Annotated in this window: 18 protein-coding genes and 1 tRNA gene; 12 read left to right on the plus strand and 7 right to left on the minus strand. The window is 66.7% G+C overall.

Annotated elements, in window-relative coordinates; all coding sequences use genetic code 11:
• Positions 1-15: 15 nt before the first annotated feature.
• Positions 16-741, minus strand: coding sequence for a DUF4136 domain-containing protein (locus tag K3A84_RS13660; RefSeq protein ID WP_225009910.1), 726 nt, complete (start codon positions 739-741; stop codon positions 16-18).
• A 167-nt stretch (positions 742-908) separates the two neighbouring features.
• Here K3A84_RS13660 and galE point away from each other — a divergent pair, with 167 nt between their 5' ends.
• The 3 genes from galE to K3A84_RS13675 all read left to right on the plus strand — a co-directional run bounded on the left by galE (position 909) and on the right by K3A84_RS13675 (position 2,885).
• On the plus strand, positions 909-1,910 hold the full coding sequence (gene galE / locus K3A84_RS13665; RefSeq protein ID WP_225009911.1) for a UDP-glucose 4-epimerase GalE: 1,002 nt from the start codon (positions 909-911) through the stop codon (positions 1,908-1,910).
• A 95-nt stretch (positions 1,911-2,005) separates the two neighbouring features.
• Positions 2,006-2,131 carry a type B 50S ribosomal protein L36 gene (ykgO, locus tag K3A84_RS13670; RefSeq protein ID WP_054122357.1) on the plus strand — a complete coding sequence of 42 codons (126 nt, stop codon included), beginning with the start codon at positions 2,006-2,008 and terminating at the stop codon, positions 2,129-2,131.
• A gap of 127 nt (positions 2,132-2,258) precedes the next feature.
• Complete coding sequence (locus tag K3A84_RS13675) at positions 2,259-2,885, plus strand: HAD family hydrolase (protein ID WP_225009912.1); 627 nt, start codon at positions 2,259-2,261, stop codon at positions 2,883-2,885.
• On the opposite strand, the gene pgeF is transcribed toward K3A84_RS13675, so the two are convergent.
• Together pgeF and pepN are read right to left on the minus strand one after the other, a co-directional pair.
• Positions 2,882-3,646 (minus strand): peptidoglycan editing factor PgeF, encoded by a 765-nt coding sequence (gene pgeF / locus K3A84_RS13680; RefSeq protein ID WP_225009913.1) that lies wholly within the window; start codon positions 3,644-3,646, stop codon positions 2,882-2,884. The two genes, K3A84_RS13675 and pgeF, sit on opposite strands and share 4 nt — an antisense overlap.
• The gene (gene pepN / locus K3A84_RS13685; protein WP_225009914.1) at positions 3,643-6,258 is read right to left on the minus strand and encodes an aminopeptidase N; all 2,616 of its coding nucleotides are present in this window, start codon (positions 6,256-6,258) and stop codon (positions 3,643-3,645) included. Before pepN ends, pgeF begins: the two co-directional genes overlap by 4 nt.
• 56 nt (positions 6,259-6,314) lie before the next feature.
• Between pepN and K3A84_RS13690 the strand changes: the two genes are divergently transcribed.
• The gene (locus K3A84_RS13690) at positions 6,315-7,163 is read left to right on the plus strand and encodes a Rossmann-fold NAD(P)-binding domain-containing protein (protein ID WP_225009915.1); all 849 of its coding nucleotides are present in this window, start codon (positions 6,315-6,317) and stop codon (positions 7,161-7,163) included.
• Here the strand turns inward: K3A84_RS13690 and K3A84_RS13695 are convergent.
• Both K3A84_RS13695 and K3A84_RS13700 read right to left on the minus strand, forming a co-directional pair.
• On the minus strand, positions 7,073-7,984 hold the full coding sequence (locus tag K3A84_RS13695; RefSeq protein ID WP_225009916.1) for a DMT family transporter: 912 nt from the start codon (positions 7,982-7,984) through the stop codon (positions 7,073-7,075). The two genes, K3A84_RS13690 and K3A84_RS13695, sit on opposite strands and share 91 nt — an antisense overlap.
• 10 nt (positions 7,985-7,994) lie before the next feature.
• Positions 7,995-9,011, minus strand: coding sequence for a threonine aldolase family protein (locus tag K3A84_RS13700; protein ID WP_225009917.1), 1,017 nt, complete (start codon positions 9,009-9,011; stop codon positions 7,995-7,997).
• A 62-nt stretch (positions 9,012-9,073) separates the two neighbouring features.
• On the opposite strand from K3A84_RS13700, the gene K3A84_RS13705 reads away from it, so the two are divergent.
• Entirely contained in the window at positions 9,074-9,376 is a 303-nt protein-coding gene (locus K3A84_RS13705) for a GNAT family N-acetyltransferase (protein ID WP_225009918.1), read from the plus strand.
• Positions 9,377-10,067: 691 nt separating this feature from the next.
• On the opposite strand, the gene K3A84_RS20540 is transcribed toward K3A84_RS13705, so the two are convergent.
• Both K3A84_RS20540 and K3A84_RS13715 read right to left on the minus strand, forming a co-directional pair.
• Positions 10,068-10,883, minus strand: coding sequence for a site-specific integrase (locus K3A84_RS20540; RefSeq protein ID WP_225009919.1), 816 nt, complete (start codon positions 10,881-10,883; stop codon positions 10,068-10,070).
• A 251-nt stretch (positions 10,884-11,134) separates the two neighbouring features.
• Positions 11,135-11,209 (minus strand) — tRNA-Thr (locus K3A84_RS13715).
• Positions 11,210-11,338: 129 nt separating this feature from the next.
• Between K3A84_RS13715 and K3A84_RS13720 the strand changes: the two genes are divergently transcribed.
• The 7 genes from K3A84_RS13720 to K3A84_RS13750 all read left to right on the plus strand — a co-directional run bounded on the left by K3A84_RS13720 (position 11,339) and on the right by K3A84_RS13750 (position 16,458).
• A complete protein-coding gene (locus K3A84_RS13720) occupies positions 11,339-11,494 on the plus strand; it encodes a hypothetical protein (RefSeq protein ID WP_225009920.1) in 156 nt (51 codons plus the stop codon).
• Positions 11,495-11,580: 86 nt separating this feature from the next.
• The gene (gene gpmA / locus K3A84_RS13725; RefSeq protein WP_225009921.1) at positions 11,581-12,267 is read left to right on the plus strand and encodes a 2,3-diphosphoglycerate-dependent phosphoglycerate mutase; all 687 of its coding nucleotides are present in this window, start codon (positions 11,581-11,583) and stop codon (positions 12,265-12,267) included.
• 28 nt (positions 12,268-12,295) lie between these two features.
• Positions 12,296-12,781, plus strand: coding sequence for a 5-(carboxyamino)imidazole ribonucleotide mutase (gene purE / locus K3A84_RS13730; protein WP_225009922.1), 486 nt, complete (start codon positions 12,296-12,298; stop codon positions 12,779-12,781).
• Positions 12,782-12,797: 16 nt separating this feature from the next.
• Entirely contained in the window at positions 12,798-13,856 is a 1,059-nt protein-coding gene (locus tag K3A84_RS13735; protein ID WP_225009923.1) for a 5-(carboxyamino)imidazole ribonucleotide synthase, read from the plus strand.
• A gap of 2 nt (positions 13,857-13,858) precedes the next feature.
• Entirely contained in the window at positions 13,859-14,341 is a 483-nt protein-coding gene (locus K3A84_RS13740) for a dihydrofolate reductase (protein WP_225009924.1), read from the plus strand.
• Between the two features lie 12 nt (positions 14,342-14,353).
• Complete coding sequence (locus K3A84_RS13745; protein WP_225010170.1) at positions 14,354-15,538, plus strand: dipeptidase; 1,185 nt, start codon at positions 14,354-14,356, stop codon at positions 15,536-15,538.
• Complete coding sequence (locus K3A84_RS13750; protein ID WP_225009925.1) at positions 15,535-16,458, plus strand: bifunctional riboflavin kinase/FAD synthetase; 924 nt, start codon at positions 15,535-15,537, stop codon at positions 16,456-16,458. The genes K3A84_RS13745 and K3A84_RS13750 overlap by 4 nt, the downstream gene beginning before the upstream one ends.
• The last annotated feature ends 131 nt before the right edge of the window (positions 16,459-16,589 follow it).

Here is a 16,589-nt window from a genome sequence, read left to right on the forward strand (position 1 = left end):
AGCGCGCGCGCAATGTCATTGGGCATCGCCGGGGCGCGGCGGTGCGGGTGCAAATCCGCTCGCATCGACCACCTGTCCTTCGGGAAACTTTGCAAACAACGCCGCAGCCAGCCGTCCCGCCACCGCGCCGTTGTCGAGCCCATCGTCGCCCTCGCGGTTCTGTGCCTCGGCGTGGCCTTCCCACAGGGTTTCGCCGCTCGCCTTGTCGCGGATGCGCACATCGAGCCGGGTTTCGACGATCGCCTTCTTCGGCTTGGTCAGATCGACATTGAGCGCGAGACCATAGCCGCTGCCGCGGTTGGAGACATACGTGCTCATCTCCCCGCTGACCGGCTTGTGCGGCGCTTCTTCGGGCATGACGGTGCGGTGGCTGACGCCCACCTGCACCACCTGCCCCGGATCCTGCGCGGTGGCCGTGTCATAGCCATGGCGCGCCAGCTCATCGACCACCGCGGCTTCATAGACGGGCAGCTTCCAGTCGGCGTCGCTGGCGTCCTCGCCCGTGCTCATCGCCGAAACGACGATGCGCCCCTTGCCCAGTCGGTCGCCCGCATCCACGGCTCGGAATGCCGTTACCTCGACCCGCCTGGCCGGTTCGCTACCCTGCCTTACGCCGCGCTCCAGCCGGTCGCGCCCGCCCCAGCGCTCTCCCGTCATCGGACCATCGCCGGGAAAGGGCTGCGCTTCCACGACGCAGGGCGCGGCCAGAAGGAGCAGAGGAAGAAGCGCGCGGCGGTTCATGATGGTGTCATCCGGCTGGAAGTGAGGCGATCCCGATCAACGCCCGTGCCCCGCGAGCGCTGTCAATCCCCTGAACGGCCCCACAGGCGCAACCCTTCGTCTCTTTCACGTCCTGTTTATGCTGCTAGTGCGAAGAGACACACGACAACCGGGGGTGATTCGCCAAGATGAAGGTTCCTGTCCTCGTTACCGGCGGCGCCGGCTATATCGGCAGTCACGCGGTTCTCGCGCTCAAGGATGCGGGCTGGCCGGTCGCGGTGATCGACAACCTCACCACCGGCTTCCGCTTCGCCATTCCCGAAGGCGTCCCGCTCTACGAAGGCGACATCGAAGATGCCGCGCTGCTGGCACGGATCTTCGCCGAACAGGGCACGCAGGCGATCATGCACTTTGCCGGTTCGATCATCGTGCCCGAATCGGTCGAAAACCCACTCAAGTACTATCACAACAACACCGCCAAGAGCCGCGCACTGATCGAGGCCGCGGTGACCGGCGGGGTGAAGCACTTCATCTTCTCCTCCACCGCGGCGACCTACGGCATCCCCGAAGTCTCGCCCGTGACCGAGGACAGCCCGAAGCTGCCGATCAACCCCTATGGCCAGTCCAAGCTGATGACCGAGCTGATGCTGGCGGACACCGCGAACGCCCATCCGCTCAACTTCTGCGCGCTGCGCTACTTCAACGTCGCGGGCGCGGACCCGCAGGCCCGCACGGGCCAGTCGACGGCGGGCGCAACGCACCTGATCAAGGTCGCGGTCGAGGCGGCGCTCGGCAAGCGCGAGGGCGTCAGCGTGTTCGGTACCGACTACGATACGCCTGACGGCACGGGGGTGCGCGATTACATCCACGTCTCCGACCTCGCCAACGCGCACGTACTGGCGCTGGAAGGACTGATCGAACAGCCCGAGCGCTCGCTGACCATGAACTGTGGCTATGGCCGGGGCTTCTCGGTGCTCGAAGTGCTCGACGCCGTCGACCGGGTGACCAACAACAAGATCCAGCGCTGGATGGAGGGACGCCGCGCGGGCGATCCCGATTCGCTGATTTCGGACAATCGGCGCATCAAGGCGACGCTCCCATGGGTGCCGCACTACGCCGATCTCGAAACCATCGTCACCCACGCGCTGGCGTGGGAGCGCAAGCTGACCGAGATCCGCGGCGAAGCGTAAGCGGGCACGGCCCCGAGAGTTGACTTTCCACAGGCCCCCCGGTAACGGCGCGCCTTCAGTTTCAAGCCCGGTCGCTTCGGGTAGAGGGATTCGACATGAAGATTCGCAACAGCCTGAAGTCGCTCAAGGATCGTCACCGGGACAACCGCGTGATCCGTCGTCGCGGCCGCACCTACGTCATCAACAAGACCCAGAAGCGCTTCAAGGCCCGCCAGGGCTGATTGCGGATCGTCCCTGCTTCGGCAGGGACAGCGCAGCGCTGATGCCTTGGTCGCCAAGGCACGAAGCCCTCGCCCATTGGCGGGGGCGCTTTCGTTTGTAGTCGGGCGTTTGTGTGGAGTGCGCGTGATGCCGCAGGTCGATGCACCAAAGATCGATGCAGTGGTCTGGGACATAGGCCGCGTGCTGGTGCAGTGGGATCTGGCCCGCATCTACCGCGACCTGATTCCCGACCCGGCAGAACGCGCTGCCTTCACGGCGCAGGTCGTCAGCGAGGACTGGCACGCGCAGCATGACGCGGGCGTCTCGTGGGTAGAAATGGTCGCGACGCGCAGCGCCGAATTCCCCCAGCACGCCGCGCTGATCGAACGCTACGCCACGCATTGGCTCGAATCGGTGCCGGGTCCGGTCGAAGGCACGCATCCGCTGGTCGAACGCCTGACGAAGCGCGGCGTGCCGCAGTTCTGCATCACCAACTTCGGCGTCGATGCCTTCGCAGCTTTCCGCCCGACCTTCCCGATTCTCGACCACTTTGCCGACATCGTGGTTTCGGGGGTGGAAAAGCTGGTGAAGCCGGACGCCGCGATCTTCCACCTCGCCGCGCGCCGCTTTGGCCATGCGGCGGAACGCATGGTGTTCATCGACGACAACGCCGCGAACATCGCGACCGCGCAGGTGCTGGGCTGGCAGGTGCACCACTTCACCGGCGATGCCGTCGCACTGGAAGCGGACCTGACGGCGCTGGGCGCGCTTTAACGCAGCCCGATCACCGAAATCTCGCGCCCATAACTCGCCTCGCCGCGATGCGTCGCGCGCCGGAACGAATAGAAGCGCTCTTCTTGCGCGTAGGTATCCTCGCCCAGCATGGCGACCGTGCCTACGCCCACCGCGCGCAGGCGGTCGGCGACATAGCCTTCCAGATCGAACCAGGCATGGCCCGGCTTGCCCGCCCGGAAAAAGCGCTCGTTCTGCGCATCCGCTTCCAGAAAGCGGCGCTCGAAGCCTTCATCGACCTCGTAGCTTTTCTGCGCGATGCACGGGCCGACCACGGCGGCGATGTTCGCCCGTGTCGCGCCCAATGCTTCCATCGCGGCCACGGTGGCGTCAGTCACGCCGGTAAAGGCGCCCTTCCAGCCCGCGTGCGCCGCGCCGACCACGCCTGCTTGCCGATCGTGGAAGAGCACCGGCGCGCAATCGGCGGTCAGCACACCCAGCAGCACCCCGGTCCGGTCGGTGACAAGCGCATCGGCATGGGGCCGCGCGTCGTCGGCCCACGGCTCGGTCACCGTCACCACGTCGGGCGAATGGACCTGATAGCAGCACGTCAGCGTCGCGCCCGGCAGGACGGCTTCAACCACCCGGCGGCGGTTCTCGGCGGTGAGCGCGGGATCGTCCTCGGAAAAGCTGACGTTCAGCCCGGCCACGACACCCGTGCTCACGCCACCCTGGCGCCCCAGGAAGCCATGCGCCGCCCCGGCCAGAGCGGGATGGGTCAGCGCTGCGACAGGCTCGCTCACCCTTCGAGGCTCCGCGTCACCTGCTCGCGCACGTCGCGCGACAGGCCGGGTGCGGCGGCGATCCGCGCCAGCTCGCCCCGCATCAGCGCGGCCCTGCCCGGTTCGACCTTGCGCCAACGCCCCAGCGGCGGAACGAATCGCGCTGCGACATTGCCGTTGATCGGATCGAGCTGGAGAATGAGATCCGTAATCATGCGATAGCCCTCGCCGCTCGCCGCATGGAACGCACCCGGATTGGCGGCGAACGCCATGTAGAGCGCCCGCACCCGGTTGGGATTCGTCAGCGTGAAGGCAGGATGCGCCGCCAGCGCCTTGACGTGATCGAGCGCATGGGGGTGGAGCGAGCCCGCCTGCAGCGAGAACCACTTGTCGATCACCAGCATGTTGTCGGCAAACCGCTCGTGGAAATCGGCCAGCGCCGCAGCACGTTCCGGGCCATCGAGCCCGGCCAGCACCATCAGCGCCGCCTGCCCGTCGGTCATATTGTCGGCCGCCGCATACTGCGCGCTTGCGCGGCGCGCCGTCTCCGCCGGGTCGGCGGCGGCCAGATAGACCAGCGCCTGCGTCTTCAGCTTGCGCGCGCCCCGCGCCTCGGCGGACAGGCTGTAGGGCACGGCGGTGCAGCGATCGTGCAGCGCGCACCACTGGTCCTTCAGCGTCTGCCCCAGCCAGCCCTTCAGCGCCTCGCGTTCGTCGTGGACCTTGCCCGGATCGACCGCCGGGATCTGTTCGGCCAGATAGGCCTCGCCCGGCAGGATCAGCAGTTCGCCGCGCATCAGGTCGTCGAGCGCCGAATCGCCAAGGATCGCCGCCACCGCGTCACCGATCGCCGTGCGCCCGGCATCGCGTTCCTCACCCGTCAGGCGGCCTTCCACCGCCGCGACGAGATGCTGGACCACCAGCTGCTGCATCGCCTCGTAGCGGGCGAAGGGATCGTCATCGTGCTGCGCAAGGAACACCAGATCCTGCGCCGACACCGCCGACTGGATCGAGACGGGGGCCGAAAAGCCCCGGTTGATCGACAACGCCGGAGCGCTTGCGAATCCCTCGAAGGTGAAGCTCTGCTCGGCCTCGGTCAGCACCAGCAGGTGTTCGCCCGCGTGCCTGCCGCTCGCGCGGTCGAACAGCGCGGTGCGCAGCGGGATCACCATCGGCTGCTTGTTCGGCTGACCGGGGGTGGCGGGCACCGTCTGCGTGCATGTCAGCGTCACGGTGTCACCTGCATGGGCCATCACCACATCGACGCGCGGCGTGCCCGCCTGCTCGTACCAGCGGCGGAACTGCTTGAGATCCAGCCCCGCGCCATCCTCGATCGCGCGCACGAAATCCTCGCAGGTCGCCGCCTCGCCATCGTGGCGCTCGAAGTACAGGTCGGTGCCCTTGCGGAACCGCTCTGGCCCCGCCAGCACCGTCATCATGCGGATTACCTCGGCGCCCTTGTTATAGACGGTCGCGGTGTAGAAGTTGCTGATTTCCTGATAGGAATCCGGTCGGATCGGATGTGCCAGCGGCCCCGAATCCTCGGGGAACTGCGCCGCGCGCAGCACGCGCACATCCTCGATCCGCTTGACCGGGGCGCTGCCGCGATCTGCGCTGAACTGCTGGTCGCGCAGTACGGTGAAGCCTTCCTTCAGGCTCAGCTGGAACCAGTCGCGGCAGGTCACCCGGTTGCCCGACCAGTTGTGGAAATATTCGTGCGCGACCACGCCCTCGATCGCGTCATAGTCCGCGTCCGTCGCGGTCTCGGGATCGGCGAGGATGTAGCGCGTGTTGAACACGTTCAGCCCCTTGTTCTCCATCGCACCAGCGTTGAAGTCGGACACGGCGACGATGTTGAACAGGTCGAGATCGTACTCGCGGCCATAGACCTCCTCGTCCCACGCCATCGAGGCGATCAGGCTGCGCATGGCATGGTCGGTCCGCGTCTCGTCACCCGCGCGCACATAGATGGCGAGGTCCACCTTGCGCCCCGAACGCGTGACGAAGCTGTCGCGCGCCGCCACCAGATCGCCCGCGACCAGCGCGAACAGGTACGAAGGCTTGGGCCAGGGATCGTGCCACTCGGCCCAGTGGGTGCCGCCCTCGCCCGCACCGCTCGCCACGGGATTGCCGTTCGACAGCAGCACGGGGAAGGCCGCCTTGTCGCCGCTCATCCGCACCGAATAGACCGAGAGCACGTCGGGCCGGTCGGGGAAGAACGCGATGCGGCGGAAACCTTCAGCCTCGCACTGGGTGCAGAGCATCCCGCCACTGGCATAAAGCCCCGAAAGCTGCGTGTTCGCGGTCGGATTGACCACGGTGTCGATGGTCACGGTGTGTTCGTCGCCCGGCAGGTCGAGCAGCAGGTCGCCGCCATCCATCCGCCAGTCGTTGTGGGGCTGGCCATCGACCAGCACCGCTTGCGCGACCAGCCCGTCGCCATTGAGCCGCAGCAGCGCCCCACCGTCGCCCGCCGGATTCTTCGCCACTTTGAGCGCGCTGCGCACGCGCGTCGCATCGAGCGAGAGCGTGAAATCGAGCGCCACTTCCGGCACCAGCCATGCGGGCGGGCGATAATCCGCGCGAAGGACGACTTCGGCGGGGGCGAGCGGCGTATGCGACAGGTCGTTCATGACGGCCAAGGTAGGGAGCCGTTGTGGCAGGGGCAATTCGGGTTATGGTGAAAACGATGCGAAACCTGCTGATTTTCGGGATGGGCTACACCGCGCAAGCCCTCGCGACCCGCCTGCGCGCTCAAGGCTGGACTGTGCGCGGCACCGGCAGCGCGGGCGATATCGCCTTCGACGACCGCGCCGGCGTGGAAACCGCGCTGACCGAAGCCTCGCATGTCCTCTCCTCCGTGCCCCCGGCGCGCACCGGCGGCGATCCGGTGCTGGACACCTATGGCGAGGCGCTACGCCAATGGCCCGGCGCGTGGATCGGCTACCTGTCTTCCACCGGCGTCTATGGCGACGCGGGCGGCGCGTGGGTGGACGAGGCCACGCCCGTCGGCGGTGGGCGTCGTACCGCGCGGGTGGAGGCGGACCTTGGCTGGCAGGCGCTGGGCGCGCGAACCCGCGTGTTCCGCCTGCCCGGCATCTACGGCCCCGGCCGCAGCGCGTTGGAGCGCGTGCGCGATGGCCTCGCCCACCGCATCGCCTTGCCCGGTCAGGTGTTCAGCCGCGTGCATGTCGAAGACATTGCCTCGGGCGTGATCGCAGCGATCGCAGGACCGCCTGGCGTCTACAACCTCGCCGACGACCTGCCCTCCAGCCAGAACGCGGTGATCGAGGAAGCAGCGCGGCTGCTCGGCGTTGCACAGCCGCCCATGCAAACGCTGGAGGAGGCGCAGCTATCGCCGATGGCCCGCGCCTTCTATGCCGAGAACCGCCGCGTTGCGAACGGCAGGGCGAAGCGGCTGCTCGGCTGGACTCCAGCCTATCCCACCTACCGCGAGGGCCTGCGCGCCCTCAACGCCACGACCAGCCCCGCGCCCACCAGTGCGGACCCCGCTGCCGCCAGAACGGACCATTCGTAGCCTTCGAACAGCGTCGACAGCAGCATCGCCACCACCGGGATAATCACGCTCGAATAGGCCGCACGCCCCGGCCCCAGATCGCGCAGCAGGCGCGCATAGATCGGAAAGGTCAGCACCGACCCCGCCAGCGCGAGATAGGTGATGCCGCCGAAGTAGCCCGCGCGCGGCTCGAACTGCGGCGCGCCATAGAGCGCCAGCGCGACACCAACGTCGGCAGTCACGCCCCACAGCATCGCCCACGCCAGCAGCGCGACCGGCGAATGGCGATGCGCCTCGGGCCCTGCCTGCAACACGTTGGCGCCCGACGCGCTCATCAGCGCGATCATCGTGAACGCCACGCCCAGCGGCACCTGCCCGCCCGGCGGCGCCAAACGATATTCGTGCAGCAGCAGCAGCGCGATCCCGCCCAGCGCGATCACCGATCCGATCAGGAACCCGCGCGTGATGCGCTGGCCCAGAAAGCCCCGCGCCAGCAGCACATTGGGCACCATCAGCAGCGCGAACAGCACCGCGACGATGCCCGAGGTCAGGTAACGTTCGGCGCGATAGACGAACTGGAAGTTCAGGCAGAACTGCAACAGCCCGACCAGCAACGCGAGCCGCTGGCCGGCGCGCCCCAGCCGCAGCGAATCGCCGCGCACCAGCGCCAGCACGAACATCCCTGCCGCCGCCAGCACGAAGCGCCAGACCACCGACCAGCTCGGCGGCACCGATCCCACCTGATCCTTGATCACCAGCCAGGTCGAACCCCAGACCAGCGTGATCAGCGCGAACCCACCGATCGCACGTGGCGTCCAGCCGTGCTCGCCCGGCGCGGTCATGGCGTCGCGCTCACAGCCCGGCGATCGCACGAGCCAGCGCGGCGACATGGCCCGCATCGCTGTTCCACGCCGTTACCAGCCGCGCCGCGCCCGGCGCTCCGGCCGGCGCGGGCCAGTCGTAGAAATCGAACCCGAGCTTGTGCAGCGCCGCCTGTTCGGCATCCGACAATACCACGAACACCTCGTTCGCCTCGACCGGATGGATCAGGCGTTCGCCACAGGCGGCAGCGATTTCCTGCGCGGCGGCATTGGCGGCGCGGGCGTTCTCCAGCCACAGGTCGCCCTCCAGCATCGCCAGCACTTGCGCGGCCAGATAGCGGCCCTTCGATTGCAGATGGCCTGCGCGCTTGCGGCGATAGCGCACGACGTCGGAAAGGCCCGGCTCGAAGAACACCAGCGCCTCGGCGTTCATGCCACCGTTCTTGACGAAGCCGAACGACAGCGCGGACACCCCCGCCTCGCAGGTCACCTCCGCCGCCCGGCAGCCAAGGTGCGCCACCGCATTGGCAAAGCGCGCGCCATCCATGTGCAGGCCCAGCCCGCGCTCCGCCGCAAGGCTGCCCAGCGCCGCAACTTCGCGCGGGGCATAGGCGCGGCCATATTCGCTCGCCTGCGTGATCGAGATGGCGTGCGGCTGCACCTGATGCACGTCGTCGCGAATCGGGTCGATCACCGCGCGCACTGCATCCACCGACAGCTTGGCGCCCTCGCCATCGGCCAGCATCAGCTTGGCGCCATGCGTGAAGAAGCCGGGCGCGCCGCCCTCGTCGACCTCGATATGCGCCTCGCGATGGCAGACCACGCCGCTATGCGGAGGCACCATCGCCGCCAGCGCCAGGCAATTGGCCGCCGTGCCCGTCGCCACCCACAGCGCGGTGCATTCGGTGCCGAACAGATCGGAAAAGGCATCGTCCAGCCGCCCGCTCAGTGCATCGCCATCATAGGCGGCATCTGCGCTGTCGGCTGCGTGCAACGCCTCCCACACACGGGGATGGACAGTGGCCGCATTGTCGGAAAAGAATTTCATGTGAAACTGCCTTAGGCTCGCCGCGTTGGCGGTCAAGGACAGCAGGCAACAAGGACAGCATCATGGCGCAGGACACCACCGACGTGACGATCACCCATCTCGATCAGGGCGCGCGCGGCGAATACCACGCCCGTGTCGAAGGGGCCGAAGCGATCGGCCGCCTGACCTACGAGCGCCGGGGGGACGTGCTGGTGGCGGACCACACGCTGGTGCCCGAGGAAATCGGCGGTCGCGGCGTCGCGGGCAAGCTGGTCGAGGCGCTGATCGAAGACGCGCGCAAGTTCGGCTGGAAGATCGAGCCGCAATGCAGCTACGTCGCCGTCGCGTTCAAACGCCACCCGGAATGGGCGGATCTGCGCGCGTGAATATCCGAAGGGCGGGAAATGGTGCTGCTGGGGAGGATTGAACTCCGGCTCCACGCCCAAATAATCTTGAAAACAATAGGATTTTTTCAGCCTCTGTTCCGCTGGTAATAGCCGGATGTAACAGTTCGTGCAAGGCTGACACGCGGGTAGTTGTCGTGATTTGACGGTCTAGTTTCCCCACACGCTCTTTGCGACGGCCCCTAAGGCGGACCCTCCGCCGAAAAAAGCTAATGCGCTCGACGCTCCTGCCGAAACCAGTAGAAAAACTGCCCTTGACCGGATGCACGCCAAGGCGAAGGCCAGCTTGGGACTGCCCGCTTGGATGAATGCCTTAATCTGTGCTGTTTCCGCGGAATACCTATCCATGCGGTCTCCGTAAGGGATAGTCCCCAAAGTGGGTGTCGGATTTCATTGAGCAGCCCCTGCGACACCAGAACGCCGCATGGGCCTGTCGAATCTCCCGCTTCCGGCGTCAGAAAGAAGCTGGTCGTATGCCCGCATCTGCTGCTCCAGCAGCGTCTGTCGGCGCTTCCAAGCGAGCCGCCTACCCGGCGTATCAGCTTCGACACGCAGCCGGGCAACATTGCGGAAGGCGGGAGCTTGCTGGTGAAGGGGGAGGGGCACGAAGAAATCGGCGTCCGAGTTCTCCATCACGTACGGTCGATCTTCACTGATCAGAGCGCGTGACGCATCAAATGCTAAGCGCGTAGGCGCATATCCAAGGAACCCAGCGGCGGGCTAGAGCGACGTGTTCACCGATATTGCTGCCCTGAGGTTCAAGGGCGGCGGACAAGATCGCCTTAGCCTCATCATCGGATATGTCATCGCGCTTGGTCTTGACCCGCTTGGGACCACGAACCTCCATAGCGGCGGCGACGTTCTGCGCTACCCGGCCATCGTCAAAAGCAATCTTGAACACACGGGCGACCGCTGCCCGGTACGTACCCCGGACGGTGCGAGTTGAAAGGCCCGATGCAACGAGCGCCTTGAGCCAGCCGGAGAAATCCGCGCGGGTTACTGCTGCTGCGTCGTCGTGATCCAAGTGCTTCACGAAAGCCACAACCGCTGCGCGCCACTTCGCCACCGTATGAGGCACAGCAGCGCCGCTGGCTGCGTAGTCATCAAACAAGGCCGTGATGCTGACGGTCGGAGCGTTGGGGATGCGTGGGCGCTGCGGCGACCGAATGCCTAGCTTTTCATTCCCCGCTTCCATGACCGCTATGGCCTGCTCCAGTTCCTCAATCTTAGCTTCTCGCTGCTTGATGAGGTCAACCGCTGCGGCTTGCTCTGGCGGTAGCATCGCTGTGCTGGTCATCTTTCGCTGGTTCCACAGGATGCGTAGTTCGGCCCGCTTCTCTTTCCTTGCCGCGCTCTCCGCCGCCATTCGGGCGACTGCCTCCGCTTCCTCCTGCGCCTGTTGCTCAACCAACGGAGTCACGGGAGACGCGACTAGGGCACCGGCAAGCGCCACCCTTGCATCATCAATCTGTTTGTTCGTGTCGATCACGTGAGCGGGGAGCCGTCGCTTGGCCTCCTCCCGATCCTTCGTGCGAAGGCTGAACTTCCATTCCGTGCGTGGATTGCCCGTGGCAGTCTTGAAGTCCCCCGCAAATCGTCGGGTACAGTGCGCCGGAAGTAGTAGGTCGATTCGACCTTATCGAGATGGGTACACATGGGTGCGGCTCCGTTACAGATGTAACAGGCGACCGTCAAAACCCGCTGATTTCCAAGGTTTTCCTGATTTTTCAGGAAGGGAAATGGTGCTGCTGGGGAGGATTGAACTCCCGACCTCAGCCTTACCAAGGATGCGCTCTACCACTGAGCTACAGCAGCACACCATTTCCGTCTGACCGGCCGTCCGAACCGCGTCGGTGGCAGGCAGGGGCGCGCTTTGGCGGCGAGGGGCTGCTTTGTCAAGCGCGCCCTTGCAGCTATTTGCCGCATCGCGGTAAAGCGGGGGCCATGAGCACCGAAACTGGTACACAAGAAGCGGGCAGGCAAACGCGCGAGGAACGCCTGGCCGAACGGCTGCGCGAGAACCTGCGGCGGCGCAAGGCGCAAGCCCGCGCCATGGATGGCCGCACGGATTCGTCGCCGGACGAATCGTCCAAAGGCTGAATCCCTTCCCAAACGGCGGCCCGGCGGCTAGGGGCGCTGTCTTTCCGTACTCACGTCTTTCGTGCGCAACCTTAGCAGGAGCGAAGATGCCCCGCCTGATTCTGATCCGTCACGGCCAGTCGCAATGGAACCTGGAAAACCGCTTCACCGGCTGGTGGGACGTCGACGTGACCGAAAAGGGCGCGGCCGAGGCTTTCGCCGCGGGCCAGTTGCTCAAGGACAAGGGCGTGCTGCCGACGCTGGCGTTCACGTCGCTGCAGACCCGCGCGATCAAGACGCTGCATCTCGCGCTTGAAGCGATGGGTCGCCTGTGGGTGCCCGAAGACAAGGACTGGCGCCTCAACGAACGCCACTATGGCGGGCTGACCGGGCTGGACAAGGCCGAGACCGCCGCCAAGCACGGCGACGATCAGGTCAAGGTGTGGCGTCGCAGCTTCGACGTGCCGCCGCCGCCGCTGGAAGCTGGCAGCGCGTTCGATCTCTCGTCCGACCCGCGCTATGCCGGGATCGCGGTGCCCGCGACCGAAAGCCTCAAGGACACCATCGCGCGCGTCCTGCCCTGCTGGGAGGAAAAGATCGCGCCCGCGCTGAAGGCCGGAGAGACGGTGATCGTCTCGGCCCACGGCAACAGCTTGCGCGCGCTGGTCAAGCACCTGTCGGGCATTTCGGATGCCGACATCACAGGGCTTGAAATTCCGACCGGCCAGCCGATCGTCTACGAACTCGACGACAACCTCGCCGAAATCGAACGCTATTACCTGTCCGAGCGCTGAGCGCCGGACAGCCAAGGGGGAAACGGGCATGAGCGACACGCCCCGCGTTGCCATCGTCATGGGCAGCCAGTCCGACTGGGAAACGATGAAGAACGCCTCGGCGGTGCTGGACAAGCTCGGCGTAGGCCATGACTGCCGCATCGTTTCGGCACACCGCACGCCCGATCGCCTGGTCGCCTTCGCCAAGGGCGCGGATGCCGAAGGCTTCAAGGTGATCATCGCGGGCGCTGGCGGCGCGGCGCACCTGCCGGGCATGGTCGCATCGATGACGCACCTGCCCGTGCTGGGCGTGCCGGTCGAATCCAAGGCGCTGAAGGGCATGGATTCGCTGCTGTCGATCGTGCAGATGCCCGGTGGCATTCCGGTCGCCACGCTGGCGATCGGCGTTCCGGGCGCGACCAATGCCGGGATTTTGGCGGCGTCGATCCTGGCGACCTCGGATGCGGACCTTGCCGAACGCCTGATCGCGTTCCGCACCGCACAGACCGATTCGGTCGCCGAAAAGCCGGCTTGAGAGGGAAAGGGCGGGCATGATCGCGCCGGGCGAAACCATCGGCATCCTCGGCGGCGGTCAGCTGGGCCGGATGATCGCGCTCGCCGCGGCCAATCTCGGCTATCGCTGCCACGTCTACGCGCCCGAAGCCGATTCCATCGCCGCCGATGTCTGCGCCGCGTTCACGCAAGGGCACTACGACGATTCCGAGAAGCTGGCCGCCTTTGCCGCACAGTGTGCGGTCGTCACCTACGAGTTCGAGAACGTCGCTGCCACGCCGCTGGAGGCCGTGACGGGCCATGCCCGCCTGCATCCGCCCGCGCGGGCGCTGGAAGTGGCGCAGGACCGGGTGAACGAGAAGACCTTCGTCGAGGCGCTGGGCGGACGTCCCGCGCCCTGGGCCAAGGTGGACAACAAGGCCGACCTCCTCGCCGCCGTCGAACGCATCGGCACGCCCGGCATCCTCAAGACCCGGCGCGACGGCTATGATGGCAAGGGACAGTGGCGGATCATGTCGGCAGCGGACGCGCAAGCGCTCGATCTGCCGACCAAGCCGCTGATCTACGAAGGGTTCGTGACCTTCGAGGCGGAGTTCTCGGTCATCCTCGTGCGCGGGGCTGACGGCGATGTGCGGTTCTGGGACAGCGCCGAGAACGTACACAAGGCGGGCATCCTCGACCGCTCGACCGTCCCCGCCTCCCCGCTGATCCTGGCGCAGGTGGACGAAGCCCGCGCGCTGGCGAAGCAGGTGGCCGATGCGCTGGATTACGTGGGCGTGCTGACGCTCGAATTCTTCGCGACCGAGGCCGGGCCGGTGTTCAACGAGATGGCGCCACGCGTTCACAACTCGGGCCACTGGACCATCGAGGGTGCGCTCACCAGCCAGTTCGAGAACCACGTGCGCGCGATCTGCGGGCTGCCGCTGGGATCGACCGCGCTGGCGGCCAAGGGCGTGGTCATGGACAACCTGATCGGCGATGATGCCCACGACTGGCCGAAGATCCTGTCGGACGAAGCCAACCACCTTCACCTCTACGGCAAGGAAGCGGTGCGGCCCGGCCGGAAGATGGGGCACGTGACGCGGCTGGTGCTTTGACCTTGGCGCGGTCGATCTTCGCCATCGTCGCGCGTGCGAGCGATGGGACGATTGGCGACAGAGGGCGGCTTGCCTGGCATATTCCCAATGATCTCAAGAGGTTCAAGGCCCTGACCCTGGGCCACCCGATGATCATGGGGCGCAAGACCTTCGAATCGCTGCCGGGCCTGCTGCCAGGCCGCCGCCACATCGTGCTGACCCGCGATGCGCAATGGTCCGCGCCCGGTGCCGAGGTGGCCCATGATGTCGAATCCGCGCTGGCGCTGGCGGGCGAAGGCGACATCGCGGTGATCGGCGGGGCCGAGGTGATCGCGCTGCTGGAGCCGTGGACCACCCGCTTCGAACTGACCGAAGTGCATGGCACGTTTGCGGGCGACACCGTGATGCCCTATCCCGGCCCCCAGTGGCGGGAAACCAAGCGCGAGGCGTACCCGGCCGAAGGCGGGCGACCGGCGTACGATTTCGTGACGCTGGAGAGGGGCTGACAGATCATGAGCATGCGGCGGCGCGTGGGCTGGGGCGTGGTATTCCTGCTGCTGTTCGCGGCGGCCTTCGTGCTCGGCCCGCTGCCGACGATGGTCGAAAAGCGCATGAACGTGATCGACGGCAAGCCGCTGATTGCGGTTTCAGATCGGGCGAAGGCACTCCACAAGACATTGACCATCGTCGACCTGCACGCCGACACGCTGATGTGGCGGCGCAATCTGGACGATCGCGCCAGCCATGGCCACGTCGACCTGCCGCGTCTCGAACAGGGCAACGTCGCGCTGCAGGTGCTGTCGAGCGTGACCAAGTCGCCGCAGGGGCTGAACTACGACGCCAATGGCGACGACAGCGACAGCATCACCGCGCTGGCGGTGGCGCAGATGCAGCCGCCGCGCACGTGGTTCTCGCTGGCCGAACGCTCGCTGTGGCACGCGCGCAAGCTGGACGAGCAGGCGGCGAAATCGAAAGGCGCGTTGCGCAAGGTGACCGATCCCGCGGCGATCGACGCCCTGTTCGCCGCGCGGCGGGGCAAACCCGTGCCGGTCGGCGCGCTGCTGTCGATCGAGGGGCTGCACGATCTGGAAGGCAAGGCGGACAACCTCGACCGGCTCTATGCCGCCGGGTTCCGCATGGCGAGCCTGACCCACTTCTTCGACAACCAGCTCGCAGGCTCGATGCACGGGCTGAAAAAGGGCGGGCTGACCCCGTTCGGGCGGCAGATCGTGCGGGCCATGGAAGACAAGGGCATGATCGTCGACATCGCGCACCTGTCGCACACCGGCGTGGCGCAAGTGCTGGCGATGGCGCGCCGCCCGGTCATCTCCAGCCACGGCGGGGTGCAGGCGACGTGCATGGTCAACCGCAACCTGATCGACGACGAGATCCGCGGCGTGGCAAAGACCGGCGGCGTGATCGGCATCGGCTACTGGGACGCCGCCGTCTGCGACACGTCCCCGCGCGCGGTGGCCAAGGCCATGCGCCATGTGCGCGACCTCGTGGGCATCCGCTTCGTGGCGCTGGGCAGTGATTTCGACGGCGCGACGACCACGCGCTTCGATACCTCGCAGCTGGAACAGGTGACGCAAGCCCTGCTCGACGAGGGCTTTTCCGACGCTGATATCCGCGCCGCGATGGGCGAGAATGCATTGCGCGTCTTGCGCGCAGGGCTGGTGCCGATGCATGGGAACGCGCGATGAGGCTCGACGCGCGACATTCCGTTCCCGAATCCTTGCGCGGCGCGATCGTCGCGCTGGGCAATTTCGATGGGTTCCACCTTGGCCATCAGGCCGTGGTGGGCGAGGCCGTGGCCTGGGCGAAGGCGGAAGGGCGTCCGGCGATCGTCGCCACGTTCGATCCGCACCCGGTGCGCTATTTCGATCCCGACGCGGCGCCGTTCCGGCTGACCACGCTCGACCAGCGCGAGGAACTGTTCACCGCCGCCGGGGCCGACGCGATGCTGGTCTTCGCCTTCGACGGCGAGCTGGCGGGAACCAGCGCGCCCGATTTCGTGACGAAGCTGCTGGCCGAACGCTTTGGCGCGGCGGGCGTGGTGACGGGCGAGGACTTCACTTTCGGCAAGGCGCGCGGCGGCAACGTCGGCGTGCTGTGCGACGTCGGCGCGACCTGCGGCGTGCGCGCCCGCGCGGTCGGCCCGGTGCTGGAAGCGGGCGAGGTGGTCTCGTCCAGCCGCATCCGCGAGGCACTGATCGCGGGCGATTGCGAAACGGCGACGCGGCTGCTGACGCGGCCCTTTGCCATTCGCGGGATCGTCCAGCATGGCGACAAGGTGGGGCGGCAGCTCAATTTCCCCACCGCCAACCTCGACCTCGGCACCTATCTGCGCCCGGCCTATGGCGTCTATGCCGTCACCGGCCGGATGCCCGACGGGCGCGTGGTCAAGGGCGCGGCCAACATCGGCATCCGGCCGCAGTTCGAACCGCCCAAGGAATTGCTCGAACCGCACTTCTTCGATTTTTCGGGCGATCTCTATGGACAGGAGATCGAGGTGGCCTTCCACCACTTCCTGCGCGGCGAGGCGAAGTTCGATGGCCTCGATGCCCTGATCGCGCAGATCGGGCGCGACTGCGACGAAGCGCGGCGACTGCTGGCGGATTGAACGGGCGCCGCGCAAGGCCCCTGCCCACCCCGCTGCGACTAACGCTTGGCTATCGCCAAACGCAAGTCTCGCTGCCCCTCCCGCAGGCGGGAGGGGGTTGTGGTTCTGCCCCTCCCGCAGGCGGGAGGGGT

This window comes from Novosphingobium percolationis, assembly GCF_020179425.1.
Classification (GTDB): domain Bacteria; phylum Pseudomonadota; class Alphaproteobacteria; order Sphingomonadales; family Sphingomonadaceae; genus Novosphingobium; species Novosphingobium percolationis.

Excerpts from the sequence above, each read along its gene's own strand:
- K3A84_RS13695 (WP_225009916.1), bottom strand. The coding sequence starts at position 7,984 with ATGACCGCGCCGGGCGAGCACGGCTGGACGCCACGTGCGATCGGTGGG.
- purE (WP_225009922.1), top strand. The coding sequence starts at position 12,296 with ATGAGCGACACGCCCCGCGTTGCCATCGTCATGGGCAGCCAGTCCGAC.
- K3A84_RS13700 (WP_225009917.1), bottom strand. The coding sequence starts at position 9,011 with ATGAAATTCTTTTCCGACAATGCGGCCACTGTCCATCCCCGTGTGTGG.
- K3A84_RS13660 (WP_225009910.1), bottom strand. The coding sequence starts at position 741 with ATGAACCGCCGCGCGCTTCTTCCTCTGCTCCTTCTGGCCGCGCCCTGC.
- galE (WP_225009911.1), top strand. The coding sequence starts at position 909 with ATGAAGGTTCCTGTCCTCGTTACCGGCGGCGCCGGCTATATCGGCAGT.
- ykgO (WP_054122357.1), top strand. The coding sequence starts at position 2,006 with ATGAAGATTCGCAACAGCCTGAAGTCGCTCAAGGATCGTCACCGGGAC.
- K3A84_RS13705 (WP_225009918.1), top strand. The coding sequence starts at position 9,074 with ATGGCGCAGGACACCACCGACGTGACGATCACCCATCTCGATCAGGGC.
- K3A84_RS13745 (WP_225010170.1), top strand. The coding sequence starts at position 14,354 with ATGCGGCGGCGCGTGGGCTGGGGCGTGGTATTCCTGCTGCTGTTCGCG.
- K3A84_RS13750 (WP_225009925.1), top strand. The coding sequence starts at position 15,535 with ATGAGGCTCGACGCGCGACATTCCGTTCCCGAATCCTTGCGCGGCGCG.
- K3A84_RS13675 (WP_225009912.1), top strand. The coding sequence starts at position 2,259 with ATGCCGCAGGTCGATGCACCAAAGATCGATGCAGTGGTCTGGGACATA.
- gpmA (WP_225009921.1), top strand. The coding sequence starts at position 11,581 with ATGCCCCGCCTGATTCTGATCCGTCACGGCCAGTCGCAATGGAACCTG.
- K3A84_RS13690 (WP_225009915.1), top strand. The coding sequence starts at position 6,315 with ATGCGAAACCTGCTGATTTTCGGGATGGGCTACACCGCGCAAGCCCTC.
- K3A84_RS13735 (WP_225009923.1), top strand. The coding sequence starts at position 12,798 with ATGATCGCGCCGGGCGAAACCATCGGCATCCTCGGCGGCGGTCAGCTG.
- K3A84_RS13720 (WP_225009920.1), top strand. The coding sequence starts at position 11,339 with ATGAGCACCGAAACTGGTACACAAGAAGCGGGCAGGCAAACGCGCGAG.
- pepN (WP_225009914.1), bottom strand. The coding sequence starts at position 6,258 with ATGAACGACCTGTCGCATACGCCGCTCGCCCCCGCCGAAGTCGTCCTT.